The 22,873-nt window shown below is 32.6% G+C and carries 21 protein-coding genes, 1 other RNA gene and 1 pseudogene; 12 read left to right on the top strand and 11 right to left on the bottom strand.

All coding sequences use genetic code 11. The annotated features are described in order from the left end of the window. The 4 genes and pseudogenes from B3J26_RS13945 to B3J26_RS13935 form a co-directional block, all read left to right on the top strand. Positions 1-349 (top strand): transposase (locus tag B3J26_RS13945; protein WP_291074845.1); only part of this gene is annotated, 349 nt, incomplete at its 5' end. Positions 350-364: 15 nt separating this feature from the next. Next, positions 365-802: pseudogene (locus B3J26_RS14935) on the top strand (hypothetical protein). A 196-nt stretch (positions 803-998) separates the two neighbouring features. After that, a complete protein-coding gene (locus tag B3J26_RS13940) occupies positions 999-1,361 on the top strand; it encodes a polysaccharide biosynthesis/export family protein (RefSeq protein WP_291074844.1) in 363 nt (120 codons plus the stop codon). A gap of 5 nt (positions 1,362-1,366) precedes the next feature. After that, a complete protein-coding gene (locus B3J26_RS13935; protein ID WP_291074843.1) occupies positions 1,367-1,942 on the top strand; it encodes a sugar transferase in 576 nt (191 codons plus the stop codon). Between the two features lie 54 nt (positions 1,943-1,996). Here the strand turns inward: B3J26_RS13935 and B3J26_RS13930 are convergent, their stop codons facing one another. From B3J26_RS13930 to glmM, 4 genes are all read right to left on the bottom strand, one after another. Further along, positions 1,997-3,625 carry an acyl-CoA carboxylase subunit beta gene (locus B3J26_RS13930; RefSeq protein ID WP_291074842.1) on the bottom strand — a complete coding sequence of 543 codons (1,629 nt, stop codon included), beginning with the start codon at positions 3,623-3,625 and terminating at the stop codon, positions 1,997-1,999. 63 nt (positions 3,626-3,688) lie between these two features. Beyond that, on the bottom strand, positions 3,689-4,282 hold the full coding sequence (locus tag B3J26_RS13925; RefSeq protein ID WP_291074841.1) for an ACP phosphodiesterase: 594 nt from the start codon (positions 4,280-4,282) through the stop codon (positions 3,689-3,691). 104 nt (positions 4,283-4,386) lie between these two features. Next, positions 4,387-5,766 (bottom strand): tetratricopeptide repeat protein, encoded by a 1,380-nt coding sequence (locus tag B3J26_RS13920; protein WP_291074840.1) that lies wholly within the window; start codon positions 5,764-5,766, stop codon positions 4,387-4,389. A gap of 92 nt (positions 5,767-5,858) precedes the next feature. Continuing rightward, positions 5,859-7,241 (bottom strand): phosphoglucosamine mutase, encoded by a 1,383-nt coding sequence (gene glmM / locus B3J26_RS13915; protein WP_291074839.1) that lies wholly within the window; start codon positions 7,239-7,241, stop codon positions 5,859-5,861. Positions 7,242-7,360: 119 nt separating this feature from the next. Between glmM and B3J26_RS13910 the strand changes: the two genes are divergently transcribed. Continuing rightward, positions 7,361-7,675: a GlsB/YeaQ/YmgE family stress response membrane protein gene (locus B3J26_RS13910; protein ID WP_180905890.1), complete on the top strand. Its 315-nt coding sequence runs from the start codon at positions 7,361-7,363 to the stop codon at positions 7,673-7,675. Positions 7,676-7,741: 66 nt separating this feature from the next. Here B3J26_RS13910 and B3J26_RS13905 read toward each other — a convergent pair whose 3' ends face one another. From B3J26_RS13905 to ffs, 4 genes are all read right to left on the bottom strand, one after another. After that, on the bottom strand, positions 7,742-8,308 hold the full coding sequence (locus B3J26_RS13905) for an acetate uptake transporter (RefSeq protein ID WP_221853941.1): 567 nt from the start codon (positions 8,306-8,308) through the stop codon (positions 7,742-7,744). 213 nt (positions 8,309-8,521) lie between these two features. Further along, positions 8,522-10,366, bottom strand: a complete 1,845-nt coding sequence (gene yidC / locus B3J26_RS13900) for a membrane protein insertase YidC (RefSeq protein ID WP_291060051.1) — start codon at positions 10,364-10,366, stop codon at positions 8,522-8,524. Then, a complete protein-coding gene (locus tag B3J26_RS13895) occupies positions 10,344-11,996 on the bottom strand; it encodes a CTP synthase (RefSeq protein ID WP_125349700.1) in 1,653 nt (550 codons plus the stop codon). The genes yidC and B3J26_RS13895 overlap by 23 nt, the downstream gene beginning before the upstream one ends. An 81-nt stretch (positions 11,997-12,077) precedes the next feature. After that, positions 12,078-12,176, bottom strand: an RNA gene (gene ffs / locus B3J26_RS13890) — signal recognition particle sRNA small type. A gap of 229 nt (positions 12,177-12,405) precedes the next feature. Here ffs and B3J26_RS13885 point away from each other — a divergent pair. Genes B3J26_RS13885 through B3J26_RS13870 form a run of 4 tightly spaced genes read left to right on the top strand, consistent with a single transcriptional unit; the run spans position 12,406 to position 16,388 of the window. Further along, positions 12,406-12,975, top strand: a complete 570-nt coding sequence (locus tag B3J26_RS13885; protein ID WP_286479884.1) for a DUF4199 family protein — start codon at positions 12,406-12,408, stop codon at positions 12,973-12,975. Between the two features lie 3 nt (positions 12,976-12,978). Continuing rightward, positions 12,979-13,941: a glycosyltransferase family 2 protein gene (locus B3J26_RS13880; protein ID WP_038335424.1), complete on the top strand. Its 963-nt coding sequence runs from the start codon at positions 12,979-12,981 to the stop codon at positions 13,939-13,941. A gap of 17 nt (positions 13,942-13,958) precedes the next feature. Beyond that, positions 13,959-14,663 carry a GIN domain-containing protein gene (locus B3J26_RS13875; protein ID WP_291074838.1) on the top strand — a complete coding sequence of 235 codons (705 nt, stop codon included), beginning with the start codon at positions 13,959-13,961 and terminating at the stop codon, positions 14,661-14,663. Positions 14,664-14,672: 9 nt separating this feature from the next. Next, positions 14,673-16,388 carry a phospho-sugar mutase gene (locus B3J26_RS13870; protein ID WP_291074837.1) on the top strand — a complete coding sequence of 572 codons (1,716 nt, stop codon included), beginning with the start codon at positions 14,673-14,675 and terminating at the stop codon, positions 16,386-16,388. An 82-nt stretch (positions 16,389-16,470) separates the two neighbouring features. Here B3J26_RS13870 and B3J26_RS13865 read toward each other — a convergent pair whose 3' ends face one another. From B3J26_RS13865 to B3J26_RS13855, 3 genes are all read right to left on the bottom strand, one after another. Continuing rightward, a complete protein-coding gene (locus B3J26_RS13865) occupies positions 16,471-17,568 on the bottom strand; it encodes an inorganic phosphate transporter (RefSeq protein ID WP_114999000.1) in 1,098 nt (365 codons plus the stop codon). A 114-nt stretch (positions 17,569-17,682) separates the two neighbouring features. Continuing rightward, on the bottom strand, positions 17,683-18,789 hold the full coding sequence (locus tag B3J26_RS13860) for an inorganic phosphate transporter (protein ID WP_291074836.1): 1,107 nt from the start codon (positions 18,787-18,789) through the stop codon (positions 17,683-17,685). A gap of 22 nt (positions 18,790-18,811) precedes the next feature. Continuing rightward, entirely contained in the window at positions 18,812-19,456 is a 645-nt protein-coding gene (locus B3J26_RS13855; RefSeq protein WP_019974212.1) for a DUF47 domain-containing protein, read from the bottom strand. A 414-nt stretch (positions 19,457-19,870) separates the two neighbouring features. Between B3J26_RS13855 and rpsL the strand changes: the two genes are divergently transcribed. The 3 genes from rpsL to fusA are packed head-to-tail and all read left to right on the top strand — an operon-like array spanning position 19,871 to position 22,873. Further along, positions 19,871-20,254, top strand: a complete 384-nt coding sequence (gene rpsL, locus B3J26_RS13850) for a 30S ribosomal protein S12 (protein ID WP_019974211.1) — start codon at positions 19,871-19,873, stop codon at positions 20,252-20,254. Between the two features lie 12 nt (positions 20,255-20,266). Further along, the gene (rpsG, locus tag B3J26_RS13845; protein ID WP_019974210.1) at positions 20,267-20,743 is read left to right on the top strand and encodes a 30S ribosomal protein S7; all 477 of its coding nucleotides are present in this window, start codon (positions 20,267-20,269) and stop codon (positions 20,741-20,743) included. 6 nt (positions 20,744-20,749) lie between these two features. Further along, entirely contained in the window at positions 20,750-22,873 is a 2,124-nt protein-coding gene (gene fusA / locus B3J26_RS13840) for an elongation factor G (RefSeq protein WP_280051339.1), read from the top strand.

Raw genomic sequence — 22,873 nt, 5'->3', positions numbered from 1 at the left:
TAAAACTCAAATGTGTGATTGTTTGCTACTTGGAGATAAAGGGTATTTATCACAAACAATTCAAATTGACTTATTTAATGAAGCTAATATTCGATTAGAAACACCGAAAAGATCCAATCAAAAAGAGTATAAACCTCAGTTTTATCCATTCAAAAAGTATCGAAAAAGAATTGAAACGTTATTTTCTCAACTATGTGATCAGTTTATGATTAGACGAAATTATGCAAAGACTTTCGAAGGGTTTAAAACCAGAATTTTAGCTAAAATTACTGCACTTACTGTGGTTCAGTACATTAATAAAACATACTTTAATCGAAATATTAATAATCTAAAAACTCAAATTATTTAAAATGCACAACGGGTCATTTTTGTATTTATAGTACTAATAAATGCGTTCAGTTTAATTGACGGAATTGATGGTTTAGCTTCAGGAATTGGTATAGTAATTAGTTTGTGTTTTGTTTATATATTCTACAGAATATTTGATTACGGAATAGGAATATAAGCTGTTAGTACATTAGCTGTTTTAATAGGTTTTGGAAGGTATAATTTGTCCAAAAAGTTTAAAATATTCATGGGAGATACTGGTTCTATGGTTATAGGATTTATTTTAACTTTTATGGCAATTCGCTTTTTATACATTAGTGAAACCTCTAGTTTAGGTTTAAAAAACAGGACTTGTTTTATTTTTTTATTTTTGTTACTACAATCGTACACACTTTATCGGTTTTTACAATCCGAATTCTTAGAAAAAGAAGTCCTTTTTCGGCAGACAAAAACCATCTTCATCACCAGTTTTTAAAATTAGAGTTAACTCATATTAAAACTTCAATAATATTAGTACTTATTAACATTTTTTTTATATTCATTGGGTATTTTTTTAGAAATATTGAAATTAATAAACTATTTTTGATCTTTATTGTTTTATCAATTAGTTTTGTTGTTTATCTACGGTATGCTGTAGTATTAAAAAAGAATAAAAAAATATCATTATAAAAATGCTTAACTTAAAATCAACTTTAACCAAAACCTTTATTTTGTTGATAGTCATGAATTTGTTTTTATGTATATCTTTAAAAGATGTTCAACTAATTCAGCCAGATCCTAATTTAAAATTAGATGCAAATGGTAAGATTTCTTTTGAAAGGCCTGAATATCATATTCAAAAAAATGATCAAATTTTAATTAATATTTCTTCTGCTGCAGGAGCTTCTATGGGAATTCTTAGTGATTTTATTACTTCAGGCAATAGTACTCAAGGAGGAAATGGAGTGTATGTAAGACAAGACGGAGCAATTGAGTTACCTCGTATTGGAAAAATAAAACGTTTAGCTTCTCGAATTAAAGGTAAATTCTTTTAATTGAAATGATCTTAAAGAACATATTTGATTTTATACTTGCATTAATCCTACTAATTTTTTTAGTGGGATTAATTGTTTTGTTAATTATCATAAGTTCTATTGATACCAACCAATTTGGTGTTTTTACACAGAAAAGAGTAGGGAAGAATGGAAGGCTTTTTAATATTTATAAAATCAGAACAATAAAAGGAATTTCTAAATCGACAATAACAACCGATCAACATCAAATTACCAAAATTGGAAAGATTCTTCGAGATTATAAATTAGATGAATTACCTCAATTGTTTAATATACTAAAAGGAGAAATGAGTTTTGTTGGTCCTCGTCCAGATGTTTCTGGTTATGCTGATAAATTGATAGGTCAAGATCGAATTATAATAAATGTAAAGCCTGGTATTACTGGACCTGCACAATTGAAATATCGTAATGAAGAAGAAATTTTGTCTAAAGTAAAAAATCCTATCAAATATAATGATGAAATTCTTTGGCCAGATAAAGTCAAGATTAATGTAGAATATGTAAAGAATTGGAGTTTTCGACAAGATTTGATTTATATGTTTCAAACAATATTCAAAAAATAAAAAGAGAATCCAATTTTAGGATTCTCTTTTTATTTTTTGGATATTTTCGTTTTTCTAAACTTGAATGACACCTAAATTAAATTGTTTTTCAATTGGAGCATGATTCGCAGCTTCAATCCCCATTGAAATCCATTTACGCGTATCCAAAGGATCAATAATTCCATCTGTCCACAAACGTGCCGCAGCATAATAAGGACTTGTTTCATCATTGTATTTTGCTGTAATTTCGTTCAAAAGTTCTTGCTTTTTCACTTCATCAACTTCTACACCTTGCGCTTTCAAAGTCGTTTCTTTTATTTGTAGCAAAACTTTCGCCGCTTGCTCACCTCCCATAACTGCCAATTGAGCCGAAGGCCAAGCCGCAATTAATCTAGGATCATAAGCTTTTCCACACATAGCATAGTTTCCTGCACCATAAGAATTACCAACTATAATCGTGAATTTTGGAACAACAGAATTCGAAACTGCATTTACCATTTTCGCACCATCTTTGATAATACCACCATGTTCAGATTTAGATCCAACCATAAAACCAGTCACATCTTGTAAGAAAACTAACGGAATTTTCTTTTGGTTACAATTCGCAATAAAACGAGTCGCTTTATCCGCAGAATCTGAATAAATCACACCACCGAACTGCATTCCGTCTTTTTTAGACTTCACGATTTTACGTTGATTAGCTACAATTCCAACTGCCCAACCATCAATTCGAGCATACGTACAGATGATTGATTTCCCATAATCAGGCTTATATTCGTCCAATTCCGAGTTATCAACAAGTCTGTTAATAATCTCATACATATCGTACTGCTCAGAACGTGATTCAGGTAAAATACCATAGATTTCTTTCTCATCTAAAGCAGGTTTTGCTGCTTCAATTCGATTAAATCCAGCTTTTTCATAATCACCAATTTTACCAACAATAGATTTTATTCTATCCAACGCATCTTTATCATCTTTTGCTTTATAATCAGTCACGCCAGAGATTTCGCAATGTGTTGTTGCTCCACCTAAAGTTTCGTTGTCAATATCTTCGCCAATTGCTGCTTTTACCAAATAACTTCCTGCCAAGAAAATAGAACCTGTTTTGTCTACAATCATTGCTTCGTCGCTCATAATTGGTAAATATGCTCCACCAGCAACACAACTTCCCATCACAGCAGAAATTTGAGTAATTCCCATTGATGACATGATTGCATTATTGCGGAAAATTCGACCAAACATTTCTTTATCAGGAAAAATCTCATCTTGCATTGGTAAATAAACACCTGCGCTGTCCACCAAATAAATAATTGGCAATTTATTTTCCATCGCAATTTCTTGAGCACGCAAATTCTTTTTACCTGTAATTGGGAACCAAGCACCAGCTTTTACTGTCGCATCATTTGCAACAACAATACACTGTTTACCAGAAATGTAACCAATTTTCACAACAACACCTCCCGAAGGACATCCGCCGTGTTCTTTGTACATTTCATCTCCTGTTAAAGCACCAATCTCTATGTTCGGTTTTTTTTCGTCCAAAAGATAATCAATACGTTCCCTTGCAGACATTTTTCCTTTGCTATGCAACGCATCAATTCTTTTTTGACCTCCGCCAAGGTAAACTTGTTTCAGTTTTTGGCGTAGTTTAGAAAGTAATAATTTGTTATGATCCTCTCTTTTATTAAAAGTTAAATCCATTGTGGTTTTCTGTTTGTTTACAGCCCTAAACTAATGAATTTTATCGAATTCTTAAAATGAAATTTAGACTTGAGAATCAACGAATACAAAGTTCTTGCAATGCGTTTGGATTTGAGGAAAAAATGATAGAAAATCAGTTTCTAGATTCGCATAATTTTTTTCAAATTCGGGAATGATTTGATGTAAATTATTCTCAAATTTTGCTCGACTTCCGATTCCTTTTAATGTTTTTTGAACGCCTTCTATGGTCGAATAATTTTCGAACCAATCATATTTCAACAAATAAAAAATGATTTCTTGTAGTTTTTTTGGAAGCGAATTGTATTCATCCTTAAATAATTGATAACAATCTGATTTGAATTTTTCGAAAGGAGTTTCAGAATAATTATTCCAATATTTAATCAAAAAATAATCATAAATCACATCAATAATAATTGGTGCAAATTTGTGTTGTGTTTCGTGAAAATAACTTGAACTTTGTTTGACAGTTTCGTGAGAATCTGTAAATGTATCAATTGAACGATGCAATAAAATGCCTTTCTGAATATCTTCTGGAAAATCTAAATATTGTTTTCCCTTTACAGTTTCACCAAGCAAATTTCCAATTTGAAGCGATTGATTTCCGAAAGATAAATATTGATGTGCGACAAAGTTCATAAGGCTTGTTTAGTTTCATAAAGTTAAGTTTTTTTGAATAAACCTGTGTTATTTTACTGTGAAGAAAAAAAGCCATCTAAAAAAGATGGCTTAAGAATTATATTTTATTCGTTATTTCCAGAAATTTGATTGATTTTTTCTTCTAAAATCGGATAATATTCAATCATAGAATCTTTTAAATTTCGATCCAAACTTAATGCATTTTGCAACGCTTCATTTCCTAATTGATCTTGCTCTGTAATATAATAGACATTACTCAATTGATAGAAAAATTCGGCACGATTAAAATTCTTTAAAGCGCCTGTTAATAAGACTGCAATCGCTTCCTCGTATTCGCCAACAGCAATTAAAGTTTCGACGTAAGCAAACCAAGTATGGAAAACTAAAGGCTTTAATTGAACCAATTTCGAAAGGTTTTTTATAGCTTCTTCAAACTTCATTTGTTTCAGAAAATAGTAAGTTGAATCTGTATAATATTCGTAACTATCGCCATTCAATTCTATTGCACGCTGAATGTAATATTCGGCTTCCTCTATATTTCCTAATTTGTTGTAAAGCGAAGCTGTTTTTGCCCAAACTTTATCCAATTGCGGATCTTCTTTTATCGCAATATGATAAGCTTTCAATGCTTTTTGTGGTTTCTCTAACTTTTCGTACAATTCACCAATTTTCATATGCGTAACAGCGGGCGAATCATCAAATTCTAATGTTTCTTCTAGCGTTTCTATTGCTTTATTATATTCTCCTAATTCTTCCAATGAAAGCGCTTTGTTAGCATGACCAACAATAGAGTTAGGATTAATCGCGAGCACGTAATCCAATGCATTTATAGCTTCGTCATACATTTTTTTGTGATTGTACAACAGACCAAGTTGCAACCAAGAAACTTCCGAATATGGATTATCGTCAATAAAATCTTTTAAAAATTCGATGCATTCATCAGGATTATGAATTTCTTCGTAGCATTGAATAATAGAGTAGAAAGTATAATCGTTTTCTGGATTGAATTTCAATGCTTTTTTGAAAGCAATTAACGCAGAATGAACTTCATCTAAATTCAAATATTCATTTCCGATACAATTGCAAATAAAATCAGTTTCTTCTTCGTCTATTTGCAAAGCTTCTTCATAAAAATTTATCGCTTTTCGAGGCATATTTTTCATTCCCCAAAATCGCGCTTGTACAAGAAGGTAATCTAATTCGTTTGCAGCTAAATCCTTTAAATCTTTGATGAGTTTTGCAGCTTTTTTTAAATCCTCAATTGTAAGAAAATATTCAATTCTCTTGATTTTGATATCTATATTCTCGGGATGCATTTTTTCTGCAAAATCTAACGAACGTTTTGCATATTCGCTATCATTTACTTCAAGATAGAACTCAATAATTTCGACCAAATCCTCCGAATCGTAATACTTATATTCACGATTATCAAGCATTTGCTCAAAACCTTCAATTAGCTCGTTATTAAAAAAATCTTCGTCCATAGTGATAGACTAATTTACAAAATAAAATGTGCAAAAATCATAACGAATTGTTAGAGTTTTGCACATTTGTTAAACAATTAAAATAGATTGTTTTAGATAATATTTTTGATGCTTTCGATCATTTTATCGGCTAATTTATTTGCATTTTCTTCTGAAGTACTTTCAGTATAAATACGAATAATTGGCTCTGTGTTTGACTTTCTTAAATGAACCCATTCTGTAGGGAAATCAATTTTAACTCCATCAACCGTATTGATTTCTTCATTTTTGTAAACTTCTTGAATTTTCACTAACAATTCGTCCACATTGATTTCTGGTGTTAATTCGATTTTCTTTTTCGCCATAAAATATGCTGGATAAGAAGCTCTAATTTCAGAAACTGATTTATCTTGTTCAGCTAAATACGTCAAGAATAAAGCAATTCCAACTAAAGAATCACGCCCGTAGTGTAATTCTGGATAAATAATTCCACCGTTTCCTTCTCCACCAATTTTAGCATCAACGTTTTTCATTTCAACTACAACATTCACTTCTCCAACTGCTGAAGGCGAATATTTTTGACCATATTTTTCAGAAATATCGCGTAATGCACGAGAAGATGATAAGTTAGAAACTGTTGCTGAAGGCGTTTTTGATAATACATAATCTGCGACTGCAACTAATGTGTATTCTTCTCCAAACATTTCACCTTTTTCGTCGATAATTGCTAAACGGTCAACATCTGGATCAACTACAATTCCGAAATCAGCTTTTTCGTCGATTACTTTTTTACAGATATCACCTAAATGTTCTTTTAAAGGCTCTGGGTTATGTGGAAAATGCCCGTTTGGCTCACAATACATATCGTAATGAATCACACCTAAACGTTGTAACAACTTAGGAATTGCAATTCCTCCGGTTGAATTTACCGCATCAATCGCAACTTTGAAATTTTTCTCTTGAATCGCTTTTGCATTTACTAATGGCAATGCTAAAATTTTCTCGATATGTAAATCAATAGCGTCGTCAAACGTTTCATAAGAACCTAAATCATCAACTTCAGCAAATGTATAATCATCTTTATCTGCGAAAGCTAAAATTTGTGCGCCGTCTGCAGCAGAAACAAATTCTCCTTTTGCATTCAATAATTTCAAGGCATTCCATTCTTTTGGATTGTGAGAAGCAGTTAAAATAATTCCTCCATCTGCATGCAAATGTGTCACCATAACTTCTACAGTTGGCGTTGTAGATAAACCTAAATCGACAACATTAATTCCTAATCCTTGTAAAGTTGAACAAACTAATTGAGAAACCATTTGTCCAGAAATACGAGCATCGCGCCCTACAATTACTTTATATTCTGATTGATTTGATTGATTCTTAAGCCAAGTTCCGTAAGCTGCTGCAAATTTTACAGCGTCTATTGGAGTTAAATTATCTCCTGGTTTTCCTCCGATTGTTCCACGAAAACCTGAAATAGATTTGATTAGAGACATAAATTTTATTTTATAGTGTTACAAATTTACAAATTACAAAAACTTTTCTTATCTTTTTGGAACGATTTTAGTTAAGATTTACTTAACAATTTTTAAAACCATAAAAAATAGTATTAATTATGATGACAACTTCATTTATTATGTTAGGTATTACCGGAGTTTGGAGCTTTTTGGTATATTTAGTGTTCGGTTTAATTTGTGCTGGAATTGCTAAAGCAATAATGCCAGGTAAAGATCCGGGAGGATTTTGGGTAACTGCACTTATAGGTATTGTTGGTGCATATTTAGGAGCGTATATGCGTACAATTTTAGGAATTTCTCATGATGGAGAAGTAAGTTTTTTCAGTCCATTGGATTGGATTTTTTCAATCTTAGGATCATTAATTTTATTATTTATCTGGAAAAAATTATTAGCTCCAATGTTTAATAAATAATTCATTACAATTATAAAAAAAATCCTTTATCAGAGACTGATAAAGGATTTTTTTTGTTCATATTATTTATAAAGGAAGAATGTTTTTCTCGTATTTCTGATTAATCATAATTGCAGAAGCTTCGTAGAAAGCAATAAATCCGCAGATGATTCCTGTCCAACCAGCAAAATGTAAAATGCTTTGATCTCCTGTAAAGTTTCCTGCTGCTAATAAAAAGAATAGTAAGGTTAACGATCCGAATAATAATTTACCAACCAAATTGCCTTTTAGTGTTTGGAAAAAGTTGATTAATGTAAATAATCCCCACATTCCTAAATAACATCCCATCGCATTTCCGTCTGGTTTTTCTACGCCAAACATTGGTGCTAACCATGTAAATACAAGTGTTAACCAAAAAGCGCCATAAGACATGAATGCAATACTACCAAAGTTGTTTCCTTTTTTCCATTCCATAACGCCAGCCACAAATTGTGCTCCGCCTCCAAAGAAAACACCCATTCCCATAATCATACTATTAACAGGGAAAAAACCTGCATTGTGTATGTTTAATAAAATAGTTGTCATTGCAAAACCAAATAATCCTAAAGGTCCAGGATTTGCTGTTTGGTCTTTAATTGAGTAAATATTGTTCATGTTATTTATTATTTTAAGACAATAATAATCTGAAAATAATAAATAAAAAAGAATTTATTCATAAAAAGTGTATAACTTACACTGTAAAAATATTTTTAAGTGAATATATTATTGATAATAAGTAAATTGAATACTTAATTTTTTAATATCTCGAATAAATAAAAAATCCGTTAATTATCATTAACGGATTTTTGAATTTGAAATATAGTTAGATTATTTCTTTTTGTTTTTTTGTTGTTGCTCTTGCATTTCTTGAGCTTGTTTCATCATTTCTTGCATTTTCGAAGCAAACTTACCTGTCTTTTTAGGTTTTGTTTTATTTGTTTCGATGATTTGATGAATCTTCGCTTCGTGAATCATATATTTCTTAATATATAACACGATGAAAATATTAATCGCATTGGATACTAAATAATACCAAGATAGACCAGAAGCATAATTGTTAAGGAATACAAAGAAGAAAACTGGCATTACATACATCATGTATTTCATGAATTGCATATTTGGCATTCCTTCTTGTTGTGGCATTTGGAAATTATCCATAGATCCAGAAACTTTAAAATAAATCATCATTGCAACAATGTATAATAAAGCGAATACACTTAAGTGACCATTAAGGAATGGAACCCATTCTGGTAATTTGATTAAATCATCGAATGCTGTTAAATCATCTACGAACCAGAAAGGAACACCTCTCAAGTCGATTAAGTTCGGGAAGAAACGGAACAACGCATAGAAAATTGGAATTTGTAATAAGGCTGGTAAACACCCTGCTAATGGATTGATTCCTGCATTACGATAAATTGCCATTGTTTCTTGTTGCTTCTTCATCGCATCTTTCGGATCCTTGTATTTTTCGTTAATTTCATTCAACTCTGGACGAACAACTTTCATCAATGCAGATTGACGGTATTGTTTGTACATAATTGGAGATAAAATCAATTTTACAACGATTGTCATCAAGAAGATTACCCATCCGTAAGTGATTCCTACAGAAGCTAACCATTTGAAAACGTTCAAGAAGAAATATTTATTCAACCAACCAAATAATCCCCAACCAAAGTCAATTAAGTTTTGAAATCCTTTGTCGTTGTAATCTTTCAACATTTTATAATCCAATGGAATAAAATCCCACGTGAATTTTGAATTGATTTCACTATTTTTTAACTCTAATTTAGAGTTTAAGTGATAGTGTTTACTATAAGTTAAATCCTCTTTATCAGAGTTTTTAGAACCACCTTTTGTTGTTTTAAACCCTTCATCATTTGATAAAACTGTTGCAAAGAATTGTTGTTTGTTGGCTACCCAAGAAATAGCTTCCTCTTCTTCCCATTCGTCAGAACCAAATAATTCGTATTCGATGTCTTTGTTTCCTTTGAACTGAAAATAAGTATGTGACCAATATTTTTCTTGATCTTTTCCTTTCTCAGTACTGAAACCGTCCATTGTCCACGCTAAATCTACATTTTTATCAGAAGTGATGTTAGATAAACCTTGCGTTTTAACTTCGAAATCGACACCATAAGAATCTCCTAATGTATAGATGTATTGAATTTGACTATTTTGAGCATTTGCTGTAAACGTCACAATTGTATTGTTCGCATTTTTCTGTACTTGAGGCACAAATACCAAATCCGAAACATTAAGAACAGCTCCTTGTTTTGTTTTGAATGATAAGTTGAACTTACTTGATCCATCTTTTACTAAATGTAAAGGATCTTTGTGTCCATCTTTTTTGTCATTGTAAGCTGTATATCCAACGATTTGTACGTCAGAAATTTGAGCTCCTTTTGGCGAAAAAGTAACTTTTAATTTATCATTACTAACTTCAACATCTTTTGCTAATGTAGGATCTACAGTTTGAAAAGCTTGTGTTGTAGCTGTTTTATTTAATTGTTCCTGTTTTTTCGCTTGCTCTTGCTTTTGAACTAATTCTTTTTTCTGTGCTTCGACCTCCGCTTCCGAAGGTTTGTTTAGAAAATAGAATACGCCAAAAAGAATTGCAATTAAAATAAAACCAATCGTTTGGTTAAAATCAAATTTTTTCTCTTGTTGCATTTAATAAATCATTTTGTTTATTCAATAAAGAAGCTTCGATAAAACTTATAAATAAAGGATGTGGCGAAGCAACTGTACTTTTATATTCCGGGTGGAATTGTACACCTATATAATATGGGTGTTGATTATGTTCTAAAATTTCTACTAATTCTGTTTCAGGATTTTTACCAACTGGAATAAAATTGTTTTCAACAAATTCATCGTAAAAATCATTGTTGAATTCATATCTATGGCGATGACGTTCTAAGATTTCGGTTGTGTTGTAAATTTTCTCAATTTTTGAATTAGGAGTTAATTCACATTTCCAATTTCCTAAACGCATTGTTCCTCCTTTGTCCGAAACATCTTTTTGATCTTCCATCAAACTGATAACAGGATAAGGCGTTGTTAAATCCATTTCTGCTGAATCTGCTTTTTCGTAACCTAAAACATTACGCGCAAATTCGATTGCCATAATTTGCATTCCCAAACAAATTCCTAATGTTGGAATATTATTTCTTCGTGCATAATTTGCAGCAATTATTTTACCTAAAATACCACGATCTCCAAAACCTGGTGCAATCAAAATTCCCGAAACGCCTTTCAACTGCTCTCCAACATTGTCTTCTGTAATATCACCAGAATATACCCAACGAACTTTTACATTCGTTTCGCAAGTTGCAGCAGCATGTGTAAATGCTTCTGTAATTGATTTATAAGAATCGTGTAACGAAACGTATTTACCAACTAAAGCAATTTCTATTTCGTTTTTAGGATTTTTATGATTTGATAAGAATTTGTTCCAAACTGTAAAATCTGGTTCTTGATCAGTTGGCAAATCTAAGCCTTTTAAAACAACTTCGTCAAAATTTTGTTTATGTAATAAGAATGGAACCTCATAAATTGTGTCTGCATCCATACTTTCGATTACATTTTCTTTGCGAACATTACAGAATAAAGCCAATTTAGCTTTTACATCTTTTGGTAAATGACGCTCCGTACGTGTAACTAAAACATTGGCATGAATACCATTTTCCATTAATGTACGAACAGAATGTTGAGTAGGTTTTGTTTTTAATTCTCCCGCAGCAGCTAAATAAGGGACTAATGTTAAGTGAATAACAGAAGAATTATGTTCTCCTAATTCCCAAGTTAACTGACGGATAGATTCGATATAAGGTAAAGACTCAATATCTCCAACCGTACCTCCAATTTCAGTAATGATGATATCATAATCACCTGTATTACCTAATAATTTGATACGACGTTTTATTTCGTTTGTGATATGAGGAACAACTTGAACTGTTTTTCCTAAATAATCTCCACGACGTTCTTTTTCTATAACTGTTTGATAAATACGACCTGTAGTAACTGAGTTAGCACGAGACGTTGCACGGTTCAAGAAACGCTCATAATGTCCTAAATCTAAATCGGTCTCTGCACCGTCTTCCGTAACGTAACATTCTCCATGCTCGTAAGGATTAAGTGTTCCTGGGTCTACATTTATATAGGGATCCAATTTCTGAATTGTTACTCTATATCCTCTTGCTTCTAGTAGCATTCCTAATGATGATGCTACGATTCCTTTTCCTAACGACGATGTTACTCCTCCGGTAACGAAAATGTACTTTGGTGCTTTGTTTGTTTCCATTGAATCTTTAAATCAATGGTTGCAAATTTACGAATAAATAATGGGGTAAAAAAAAGTGGGAGTGAAATTTAGAGAAATAAAAATAGGCAAGCGATCTACATCACACCGCTACGACCGTATACCTTTGCTACGTTCCCGTCCTGGAGGATTCAACAGGAGCTGGTTGTGTAGGACTTGCCTGATGCAAAGGTAAGAAAGTTTTGCAAAAATAAAAGTGTTTATTGAAAAAACTTTCTTGTTACTTAGGTCTTATTGAATTAATAGATTGATTTACAAATAAAAATTAGAACTAAAAAAGTAATTGAAATTGTAAAAAGTAACCGAAGAAAAGAATTGATGAAGATAAATTCCTTTTTAAATCATACAATTTAATAGAGAAAGAATTACGAGATATAATTATCTTTGCAGAATGATTAGTTTTAATAAAATTTTTAAAAACTCTTTGGTGCTTACGGCAATTACATTAGCATTGTTTTTCGCACTTTACTTTTATTTTTCGTTGAACGGAACAGTTTCTGTAAAAGATTATTACACTTACAGCTTCATGATTTGCTGTTTTATTGTATTACCTTTATATGCATTATATTGTTTCTTAACAATTTTCAATTTATCGAAAAATAAAGCAAAAAATCATCAAACTTCAGAAGAATTAATGACCTTTAAAGAAGGTTTTAAAGTTGGTTTCTACACAATTTTCTTCGCCGGAATCATGAGTTTGATTGTTATTTTTGTATTCTTCAATACTTATGGAGAATGGGCACAAGATAGTTTGAAACAAGGATTGTTAGATACTTTTACGTCTAATATGTCTGATCCAAAAGTCGCAAAAGATATCGAAACATTCAGAAATTCGGATGATTATAAAACACTTAATTTATTTACTGTGAAAAACTTCTTCGGATTATTCTCAATTTTCTTATCTTTCTACATCGCAATTGCAGCGATGTTTTCACAATTCTTAAAAAAACGTGTTTTTTAACATATGGATATTTCAGTTGTTGTTCCTTTATTGAACGAACAAGATTCCTTAGAGGAATTATTCTACAGAATCAAAAAAGTCTGTGAACAGAATGATTTTACATTCGAAGTTATTTTCGTTGATGACGGAAGTACAGATGATTCGTGGCAAATTATCGAATATATTGCCAACTTCAATACAGAAGTGAAAGGAATTAAATTCCGTAAAAATTATGGTAAATCTCCAGCACTTAGCGCGGCTTTCAAAGAAGTGAAAGGTGATGTGGTGATTACGATGGATGCAGACTTACAAGATTTTCCTGAGGAAATTCCGTCGTTATACAAAATGCTGAAAAACCAAAAAGCAGATATTGTTTCGGGTTGGAAAGAAAATCGTCAAGATAATAAATTGACAAAAAATCTTCCTTCGAAATTATTCAATGGTGTTGCACGTAAAACGTCTGGTGTAAAATTGCATGATTTTAATTGTGGTTTGAAAGCTTATCGTTGGGAAGTAACGCAAAATATCGAATTGTATGGAGATATGCATCGTTATATTCCTGTTTTAGCGAAAAACGCTGGATATTCGAGAATTATTGAGAAAAAAGTAAAACATCAAGCGCGTAAATATGGTGTTTCAAAATTTGGAGCAAATCGTTTTGTAAATGGTTTCTTAGATTTGATTACACTTTTCTTTGCATCAAGATTCGGGAATAAACCAATGCATATTTTCGGTTTATTGGGAACATTGATGTTTATTTTAGGATTTTTCGCTTCATTTTATTTAGGAATTGAGAAATTATACAAAGTTTATATTTCGCATACATCAGCTAGATTAATTACAGATAGTCCTTATTTTTATATCTCGTTAGTTTTTATGATTTTGGGAACGCAATTATTTTTGGCGGGATTTTTGGGCGAGTTAATTGTTCGTAATAATCGCGAAAAACAATTGTATTTAGTTCAAAAAGAATTGAATTTAAACTAATTAAATAACCAACTGCTATGAAGAAAATATTTTTATTAGGATTTTTAGGTTTAGTTGCAACTTCGTGTTCATCATCAATTGATGGAGAAGGCGCTGCAACGGCTCAAAAAGAATATACTGCTGACAATATCAAAGATTTGAGCGTTTCGTGTAATTGTAATGTTATTTTGGTTCCGGGAAACAAATCTGGAGTTAAAGTAGAATCGCATCAAAATATTATTGATAATTTAGAAGTTGAAGCAAAAAATAATGCGGTTACAATCAAAGAGAAATCAAATGTAGACCATTATAGTGCCTATGATTTGTACGTTTATGTGACGCGAGATTTGGAAAAAATCGATGTGAATAAACAAACATCTTTGACAACTTCTGGAACATTAAATGTAGATGAATTGACAATGAATGCGAAGGATCAAGCGCGAATTAATCAAACTTATTTGATTACAAACAACTTTGATTTGAAAGCAGATGATCAATCAAATATAATGTTAGAAGGAACTGCTGGAACTATGAAAGTGAAAGCTTATGGCGAAGCACAGTTGAATTTGTTCAAATACGAAGTTAACGAAGCTAATTTTACAACAGATGATAACGCTTTGTTAGATATCAATGCGCGCCAAACGCTTTATGGTTCTGCAAAAGGAAACTCAATCGTTAATTTTATGGGCGATCCAAATAAGGATACAAAAATTGCCGACCGTGCCCAAGTACTAAAAAAATAAAAAATAAGAATGACTTCAAGTTTAGATAATGCTAAATTATGGCTTTCTGACGCTTATGATGCGGAAACAAGAAAAGCTGTTCAAGATTTAATTGATAATAATCCAACCGAATTAGACGATTCTTTTTATAAAAACCTTGAGTTTGGAACAGGAGGGATGCGAGGTATAATGGGAGTAGGAACAAATCGTTTAAACAAATATACACTTGGTGCAGCGACGCAAGGTTTAGCAAATTATATCAATCAACAATTTCCGAATAAAGAGAGAAAAGTTGCGATTGCATACGATGTTCGTCACAATTCGGATACATTTGCAAAAATGGTTGCTGATGTATTGACCGCGAATGGAATCAATGTTTATTTGTTCGAATCTTTTCGTCCAACACCAGAATTGTCTTTTACAGTTCGTCATTTAGGTTGTGATGCTGGAATTGTGTTGACAGCTTCTCATAATCCTCCAATTTACAATGGTTACAAAGTTTATTGGAATGATGGAGCGCAAATTGTTCCGCCTCAAGATGGAGAAATTATCAACGAAGTAAATAATGTAAAAGTTGAAGAAATCAAATTTCAAGGTAACGATACATTGTTGACATATATCGGAAAAGAAATTGATGAAGCTTTCATTGATGCGTGTGTAGCGAACGGAAGTTTTACGCAAGAAGGTAAAAAAGATATCAAAATAGTTTTCACTTCTATTCACGGAACTTCGGTTGCAATTACGCCAAAAGCTTTTGAAAAAGCTGGTTTTACTCAAGTTCATCAAGTTGCTGAACAAGCTATTCCAAGTGGAGATTTCCCAACAGTAAAATCGCCAAATCCGGAAGAACCAGAAGCGTTAACTATGGCTGTTGCTTTAGCGAATGAAATTGGTGCTGATGTTGTTATTGGAACAGATCCTGATGCGGATCGTGTAGGTGTTGCAACGCGTAACAATGAAGGCGAAATTATTTTATTAAATGGTAACCAAATGAATACTGTTTTGGCTTATTATTTATTAGAAAAATGGCAAGAAGCAGGTAAATTAGTAGGAAAAGAATTTATCGGTTCGACAATTGTAACGTCTGATATTTTCTATGATATTGCAGCTAAATTCAATGTGGATTGTAAAGTTGGATTAACAGGTTTCAAATGGATTGCTGATATGATTCGTAAATTCGAAGGCAAAGAAAGTTTTGTTGGAGGAGGAGAAGAATCGTTCGGATTTATGGTTGGAGATTTTATCCGCGATAAAGATTCGGTTACAACAGCTTTATTGGTTTCTGAAATTGCTGCTGTACAAAAAGCGAAAGGAAGTTCTCTGTACAATAAATTAACAGAAATCTATCTTGAAATCGGGAAAGCATATCAAGAAGATTTAATTAGTATTGTAAAACCTGGAAAAGAAGGTGCAGAGTTGATTGCTAAAATGATGGTGGAATTTAGATCAAATCCTCCAAAAGAATTAGCAGGATCTAAAGTTGTTCGTGTAAAAGATTTTCAATCTTCTATTGACAAAGATTTAATTTCTGGTGAAGAAAAAGCAATTGAGATACCAAAGTCAAATGTATTGATTTTCTATACAGAGGATGGAAGTAAAGTAGCTTGTCGACCTTCTGGAACAGAACCAAAGATTAAATATTATTTCTCTGTAAATGCTCCACTTTCTAACAAAGAAGATTATCCAGCTGTTCAAAAAGAATTGTTAGCGAAAATCGATTTGTTGAAAGAAGATTTTAGCAAATAATTATTCAAGAATAAATAGTATAATAAATAGAAAATGGCTGTCAAAATTGACAGCCATTTTTATATATGATTAAATTTTAATGTTAGAAAAACATTGAAAATAGATAATAAAATCCTGTTGCAATAAGTGCAGAAACTGGAATTGTCAAAATCCAAGCCCATAATAAACTAATTGTAACACCCCAACGAACGGCAGAAACTCTTTTTACCATTCCAACACCAATAATGGATCCCGTGATCACGTGAGTTGTAGAAACTGGCATTTTGATATGTTCTGTAAAAAATAATGTAATAGCTGAAGCTGTTTGCGCTGTGAAACCTTCGATAGGAGTAATTTTTGTAATTTTATTTCCCATCGTTTTTAAGATTTTCATTCCGCCACCTAAAGTTCCTAAAGCAATTGCCGAGAAACACATAATCGGAACCCAATCGTGAATATCAGTACTACTTGTTGTGATGAACCAATGTTTCCAATTGAAAACATCATTCAAAATCCAATCATTCATATCCGTATTAACAATCGCAGTTTGATTGGCAAGTAAAGCAAACGTGATCACTCCCATTACTTTTTGAGAATCATTCAAACCATGACCAATACTCAACATTGCAGAAGAAACCAATTGCAATTTCTTGAACCAAGCATCTGCTTTATGTGGTTTTGCATTTCGACAAAGATTCAGCGTGATGATGTAAATAACATTACCAGCGACCAAACCAATAATTGGCGCGACCAAAATGAAAGCAATAATCGTTAAGATAATTGTACTGTTAATCGCAGAAAAATCATAACCTGTTGCAGCTAATGCACCTCCAGCTAAACCACCAATCAAGGTGTGAGATGAAGAGGAAGGGATTCCTAATTTCCAAGTTAAAATATTCCAAGTGATTGCTGCAGAAAGCGCCGCCATAACAACTACAGATGGATTAGAGCCAAATGCGACAACAACATCTTCTTTGATAATTTTAGCGATTGTGTCTGCAACTCCGAATTCTCCAATGATAAATTTAGCAATGAAAAAAGCAACAAAATTGAAGAATGCAGCCCAGATAACAGCTTGAATAGGAGTCAAAACCTTTGTAGTAACAACGGTTGCAATAGAGTTTGCGGCATCGTGAAAACCATTTAAGAAATCAAATAAAATGGCTAAACCGATAATGATAAATAATACAGTTAATTGCATGGCGCAAATTTAAAACTTTATTAAACTTATTATTTATCAATTTCGAAAATTATTTCAAAAATAAAAAAGGAGCTTATAAAAGCTCCTAAATATGAATGATATTGATTGTTATTTTTAAACAAATAATGTTACGATGTAGTAGATTAATGCAGCTAATAATGCTGAGACTGGAATGGTAAGAACCCAAGCCCAAAGTAAACTAATTGTTACTCCCCAACGAACTGCAGATACACGTTTCGTTAAACCTACACCAATAATAGAACCTGTAATTGTATGCGTTGTAGAAACTGGAATTCCGAAATGCTCAGAAATATAAAGCGTCATTGCTCCTGAAGTTTCAGCAACTACACCTTCTAATGGTGTTACTTTTGTAATTTTAGAACCCATCGTTTTGATGATTTTCCATCCACCACCCATTGTACCTAATGCAATAACAATAAACGATGTGATAGGAACCCACATCCAATGCGCTACGAAATATTGGAATTTGTCTTCTGCTTGTACATAAGCTGGGTCAAAATCGACATTTATGTGATAGAAGATAACCGCTGCTCCAATAATACCCATTACTTTTTGCGCATCATTCATACCGTGTCCTAAAGAGAAAAGGGCAGAAGAAACCAATTGCAATTTCTTGAACCACCATTCTGCTTTTGCAGGTTTGGCTTTTTTACAAATATGAAGCGTGATGATGGTTAATATTGAGGCGATAATCATACCAATTAATGGTGCTAATACGATAAAGCAAACAATTGGAATTACTTTTTTGTAAACAATTACATCTTCTCCATCGGCAGAAAAACCACCAGCGTGAGCCAATGCTGCTCCAATAAAACCACCAATTAATGTATGAGAAGAAGAAGAAGGGATCCCGAACTTCCATGTTAATAAGTTCCAAGAAATGGCAGCGATAATTCCAGCTAAAATAACTTCTAGTGTAATAAAATGCTCGTTAACCGATTTTGCAATCGTATTCCCAATCTTAAATTCTCCAATCCAATAGACCGAAATAAAGTAAGCTGCAAAGTTGAATGCTGCAGCCCAAAGTACAGCTTGAAAAGGCGTTAAAACCTTAGTAGCGACAATGGTAGCAATAGAATTTGCTGCGTCGTGAAAACCATTTATATAATCAAAAACAAAAGCTAAGACGATAATAGTAATCAATAACATTCCTGGCGTTGACGTAAGCATGCTCGAAAACGCTGAAAAAAAATCTGTCATAATCTTTTAGATTAAGTTCTGGTTATGAGTGTTTTACCGCTACTGCTTCCAATACATTTGCAACACTTTTACACTTATCTGTTGCAGATTCTAATGAAGATAAAACTTCCTTGTATTTGATGATGTTTTTGGCATCAGTTTCGTTCTCAAAAATTTCTTGAACCGCTTTATCAAAAATACGGTCCGATTTATTTTCTAATTTATTGATTCGTTCACATATTTCGTAAATACGATTTACGTTTCTCAAATCTTTCAATTGCTCAATTCCTTCACCGATTAATTGACAAGCCTCTAAGTTAACAGCTGTAATTTTTCGGATAGATTTTGTAATTTTATCTACTTGATAAATATTGATACGATTCGCTGCACCATTTAAATTATCTGCAACATAATCGATAGATTTTACTAATTGATAAATATCTTCTCTGTCAAAAGGCGTGATAAAGTTTTTGCTTAACTCTAAATTTGTTTTTTGAGTAAGATATTCAATTTTACTTTCAATTTTAGAAATTTGTGCGATGTAATCTTCGCGTTCTTCAACTGGAGCGTTTACACATTCATGTAACAATTCAGCTAATTTGATTAAACTTTTTGAAGCTTCCTCGAACAAAGGATAGAATACTTTATCCTTCGGAGTAAATAATTTAAAAAATGAGTTTACCGACATTCAATAATGTTTTGAAGTGCAAAATTAATTTTTCTAATGTAAAATTAACATTAAATAAATATTATGCGAACGTTTTTATTAAAATATATCGATAATTATATGATATTCAGATTAATTAAAAATACGAAAAGTTATTAGCTTAGAGAAAAATAATATAGGATAAAGTTTTAATAAATTTTGTTGTCAATAGATGTAGATAAGATACTATCACTTATCAAAAATTAGGTTTATTGATAATTTACTTGTTTTGTTATTCTTGAATTAAAATTCTGTAAAATATAGTTTATAATTCTTTAAAAAATTATAAATCAATGTAAAATAAATCCATTATTATTTGTTTTTGTATAAATTATTTGTAGTTTTGCATGCCCAAAAAATGGGTTTAATCCAAATTTAAAAGGAAATTTAATTAGTATGCCAACAATTCAACAATTAGTTAGAAAAGGTAGAAAAAAACTAACCAAGAAGAGTAAATCGGCTGCATTGGAATCATGTCCACAACGCCGCGGTGTTTGTACACGTGTTTACACTACAACTCCTAAGAAACCTAACTCAGCAATGCGTAAAGTTGCTCGTGTTAGATTAACAAACGGGAAAGAAGTTAACGCGTACATCGGTGGTGAAGGTCATAATCTTCAAGAGCACTCGATAGTATTGGTTAGAGGAGGTAGAGTTAAAGATTTACCAGGTGTGCGTTACCACATTGTACGTGGAGCGTTAGATACTGCGGGAGTAAACGGACGTACTCAACGTAGAAGTAAGTATGGAGCGAAACGTCCTAAAGATGCTAAAAAATAAATTTAAGGTAAGATGAGAAAGACAAGAGCTAAAAAAAGACCTTTACTTCCAGATCCTAAATTTAATGATCAGTTAGTAACTCGTTTCGTAAACAACTTAATGTACGACGGAAAAAAATCTGTAGCATTCAAAATTTTCTATGATGCGTTAGAAATCGTAGATTCTCGTAAAGAAGATGCAGAAAAAACTTCATTAGACATTTGGAAAGAAGCATTATCTAATGTAATGCCTCACGTAGAAGTACGTTCTCGCCGTGTTGGTGGAGCTACATTCCAAATTCCAATGGAAATTCGTCCAGACCGTAAAATTTCAACAGCAATGAAATGGTTAATCAAATATTCTCGTAACAGAAACGAGAAATCGATGGCTCAAAAATTAGCTGGAGAAATTATTGCAGCTGCTAAAGAAGAAGGATCTGCCGTTAAAAAACGTCAAGATACTCACAAAATGGCAGAAGCTAACAAAGCATTCTCTCACTTTAGATTCTAATACACGATGGCAAGAGATTTAAAATATACAAGAAATATTGGTATCGCAGCGCATATCGACGCTGGGAAAACTACCACTACAGAACGTATCTTATTCTATACAGGGAAGTCTCACAAAATTGGAGAGGTTCACGATGGAGCTTCTACAATGGACTGGATGGAGCAAGAAGCTGAACGTGGTATTACCATTACTTCTGCGGCAACAACTTGTACTTGGACTTTTCCAACAGAACAAGGTAAGCCATTAGCAGATGCAAAAGGGTACCACTTCAATATTATTGATACTCCTGGTCACGTTGACTTTACTGTAGAGGTAAACCGTTCATTACGTGTATTAGATGGATTAGTATTCTTATTTTCAGCAGTTGATGGTGTTGAACCTCAATCAGAAACTAACTGGCGTTTAGCTGACAACTATAAAGTTCCACGTATGGGATTTGTTAACAAAATGGATCGTCAAGGATCTAATTTCTTAAATGTATGTCGTCAGGTAAGAGAAATGTTAGGATCTAATGCTGTTCCTATTGTATTACCTATCGGTGAAGAAGCTGATTTCAAAGGTATCGTTGATTTAATCAAAAACCGTGCGATTGTATGGCATGATGAAAACAATGGTTCTACTTTTGATGTTGTAGAAATTCCTGCAGATTTAGTTGACGAAGTTAAACAATACAGAGCTCAATTAATCGAGGAAATCGCTGCTTATGACGAAAACTTATTAGAGAAATTCATGGAAGATGAAAACTCTATTACAGAAGACGAAATTCATGCAGCTTTACGTGCAGCAACATTAGACATGTCTATTATCCCAATGACTTGTGGATCTTCTTTCAAAAATAAAGGAGTTCAGTTCATGCTAGATGCTGTTTGTCGTTATTTACCTGCTCCAACAGATAAAGATGCTATTCACGGTACAGATCCAAAAACAGAAGAGCCTATAACAAGAAAACCTTCTGCAGATGAGCCATTTTCTGCATTAGCGTTTAAAATTGCTACTGATCCTTATGTGGGTCGTTTAGCATTCTTCCGTGCTTATTCTGGTCATTTAGATGCTGGATCTTACGTATTAAATACTCGTTCTGGTAATAAAGAACGTATCTCTCGTATCTTCCAAATGCATGCTGCAAAACAAGAGCCAATCGAATTTATCGAAGCTGGAGATATTGGAGCAGCTGTAGGTTTCAAAGATATCAAAACAGGAGATACTTTATGTGATGAAAAAGCACCTATCGTTTTAGAATCTATGGATTTCCCAGATCCAGTAATTGGTATCGCGGTTGAGCCTAAAACTAAAGCTGATGTTGATAAAATGGGTATGGCTTTAGCTAAATTAGCTGAAGAAGATCCAACATTTACAGTTAGAACTGATGAAGCTTCAGGGCAAACAGTTATTTCTGGAATGGGTGAGTTACACTTAGATATCATTGTTGATCGTTTAAAGCGTGAATTCAAAGTAGAAGTTAACCAAGGAGAGCCTCAAGTAGAGTACAAAGAGTCATTCTCAAGACCAGCTGAACACCGTGAAGTTTACAAAAAACAATCTGGTGGACGTGGTAAATTTGCTGATATCGTTTTCGAAATGGGACCAGCAGATGAAGGAAAAGTAGGTTTAGAATTCGTTTCAGAAATTAAAGGTGGAAACGTTCCTAAAGAATTTATCCCTTCTATTGAGAAAGGTTTCAAAGCTGCAATGAAGAATGGACCTTTAGCAGGATTCGAAATGGATTCGTTAAAAGTTACTTTAAAAGATGGATCTTTCCACCCTGTGGATTCTGACCAATTATCTTTCGAGTTAGCTGCTCAAATGGGTTACAAAGCTGCTGCAAAAGCTGCTGGTGCTCAAATCTTAGAGCCTATCATGAAGTTAGAGGTTTTAACTCCAGAAGAAAACATGGGTGATATTGTAGGTGACTTAAACCGTCGTCGTGGTCAAGTATCAGGAATGGATGATAGAAATAACGCTAAAGTTATTAAAGCTATGGTTCCATTAGCAGAAATGTTCGGATATGTAACTTCATTACGTACATTATCTTCTGGTCGTGCTACATCTACAATGGAATTCGATCACTACGCTCCAGCACCAACAAACGTGTCTGAAGCTGTAATCGCTAAAGCAAAAGGTAACGCTTAA

Source organism: Empedobacter sp. UBA5987 (assembly GCF_002429865.1).
Classification (GTDB): Bacteria; Bacteroidota; Bacteroidia; order Flavobacteriales; family Weeksellaceae; genus Empedobacter; species Empedobacter falsenii_B.
This window is presented reverse-complemented; position numbering and strand designations above follow the sequence as displayed.

Coding starts and splice junctions, on each gene's coding strand:
- rpsL (WP_019974211.1), top strand. CDS start 19,871: ATGCCAACAATTCAACAATTAGTTAGAAAAGGTAGAAAAAAACTAACC.
- rpsG (WP_019974210.1), top strand. CDS start 20,267: ATGAGAAAGACAAGAGCTAAAAAAAGACCTTTACTTCCAGATCCTAAA.
- B3J26_RS13895 (WP_125349700.1), bottom strand. CDS start 11,996: ATGGAAACAAACAAAGCACCAAAGTACATTTTCGTTACCGGAGGAGTA.
- B3J26_RS13940 (WP_291074844.1), top strand. CDS start 999: ATGCTTAACTTAAAATCAACTTTAACCAAAACCTTTATTTTGTTGATA.
- fusA (WP_280051339.1), top strand. CDS start 20,750: ATGGCAAGAGATTTAAAATATACAAGAAATATTGGTATCGCAGCGCAT.
- yidC (WP_291060051.1), bottom strand. CDS start 10,366: ATGCAACAAGAGAAAAAATTTGATTTTAACCAAACGATTGGTTTTATT.
- B3J26_RS13865 (WP_114999000.1), bottom strand. CDS start 17,568: ATGCAATTAACTGTATTATTTATCATTATCGGTTTAGCCATTTTATTT.
- B3J26_RS13855 (WP_019974212.1), bottom strand. CDS start 19,456: ATGTCGGTAAACTCATTTTTTAAATTATTTACTCCGAAGGATAAAGTA.
- glmM (WP_291074839.1), bottom strand. CDS start 7,241: ATGTCTCTAATCAAATCTATTTCAGGTTTTCGTGGAACAATCGGAGGA.
- B3J26_RS13920 (WP_291074840.1), bottom strand. CDS start 5,766: ATGGACGAAGATTTTTTTAATAACGAGCTAATTGAAGGTTTTGAGCAA.
- B3J26_RS13870 (WP_291074837.1), top strand. CDS start 14,673: ATGACTTCAAGTTTAGATAATGCTAAATTATGGCTTTCTGACGCTTAT.
- B3J26_RS13910 (WP_180905890.1), top strand. CDS start 7,361: ATGATGACAACTTCATTTATTATGTTAGGTATTACCGGAGTTTGGAGC.
- B3J26_RS13925 (WP_291074841.1), bottom strand. CDS start 4,282: ATGAACTTTGTCGCACATCAATATTTATCTTTCGGAAATCAATCGCTT.
- B3J26_RS13905 (WP_221853941.1), bottom strand. CDS start 8,308: ATGAACAATATTTACTCAATTAAAGACCAAACAGCAAATCCTGGACCT.
- B3J26_RS13930 (WP_291074842.1), bottom strand. CDS start 3,625: ATGGATTTAACTTTTAATAAAAGAGAGGATCATAACAAATTATTACTT.
- B3J26_RS13875 (WP_291074838.1), top strand. CDS start 13,959: ATGAAGAAAATATTTTTATTAGGATTTTTAGGTTTAGTTGCAACTTCG.
- B3J26_RS13860 (WP_291074836.1), bottom strand. CDS start 18,789: ATGACAGATTTTTTTTCAGCGTTTTCGAGCATGCTTACGTCAACGCCA.
- B3J26_RS13880 (WP_038335424.1), top strand. CDS start 12,979: ATGGATATTTCAGTTGTTGTTCCTTTATTGAACGAACAAGATTCCTTA.
- B3J26_RS13885 (WP_286479884.1), top strand. CDS start 12,406: ATGATTAGTTTTAATAAAATTTTTAAAAACTCTTTGGTGCTTACGGCA.
- B3J26_RS13935 (WP_291074843.1), top strand. CDS start 1,367: ATGATCTTAAAGAACATATTTGATTTTATACTTGCATTAATCCTACTA.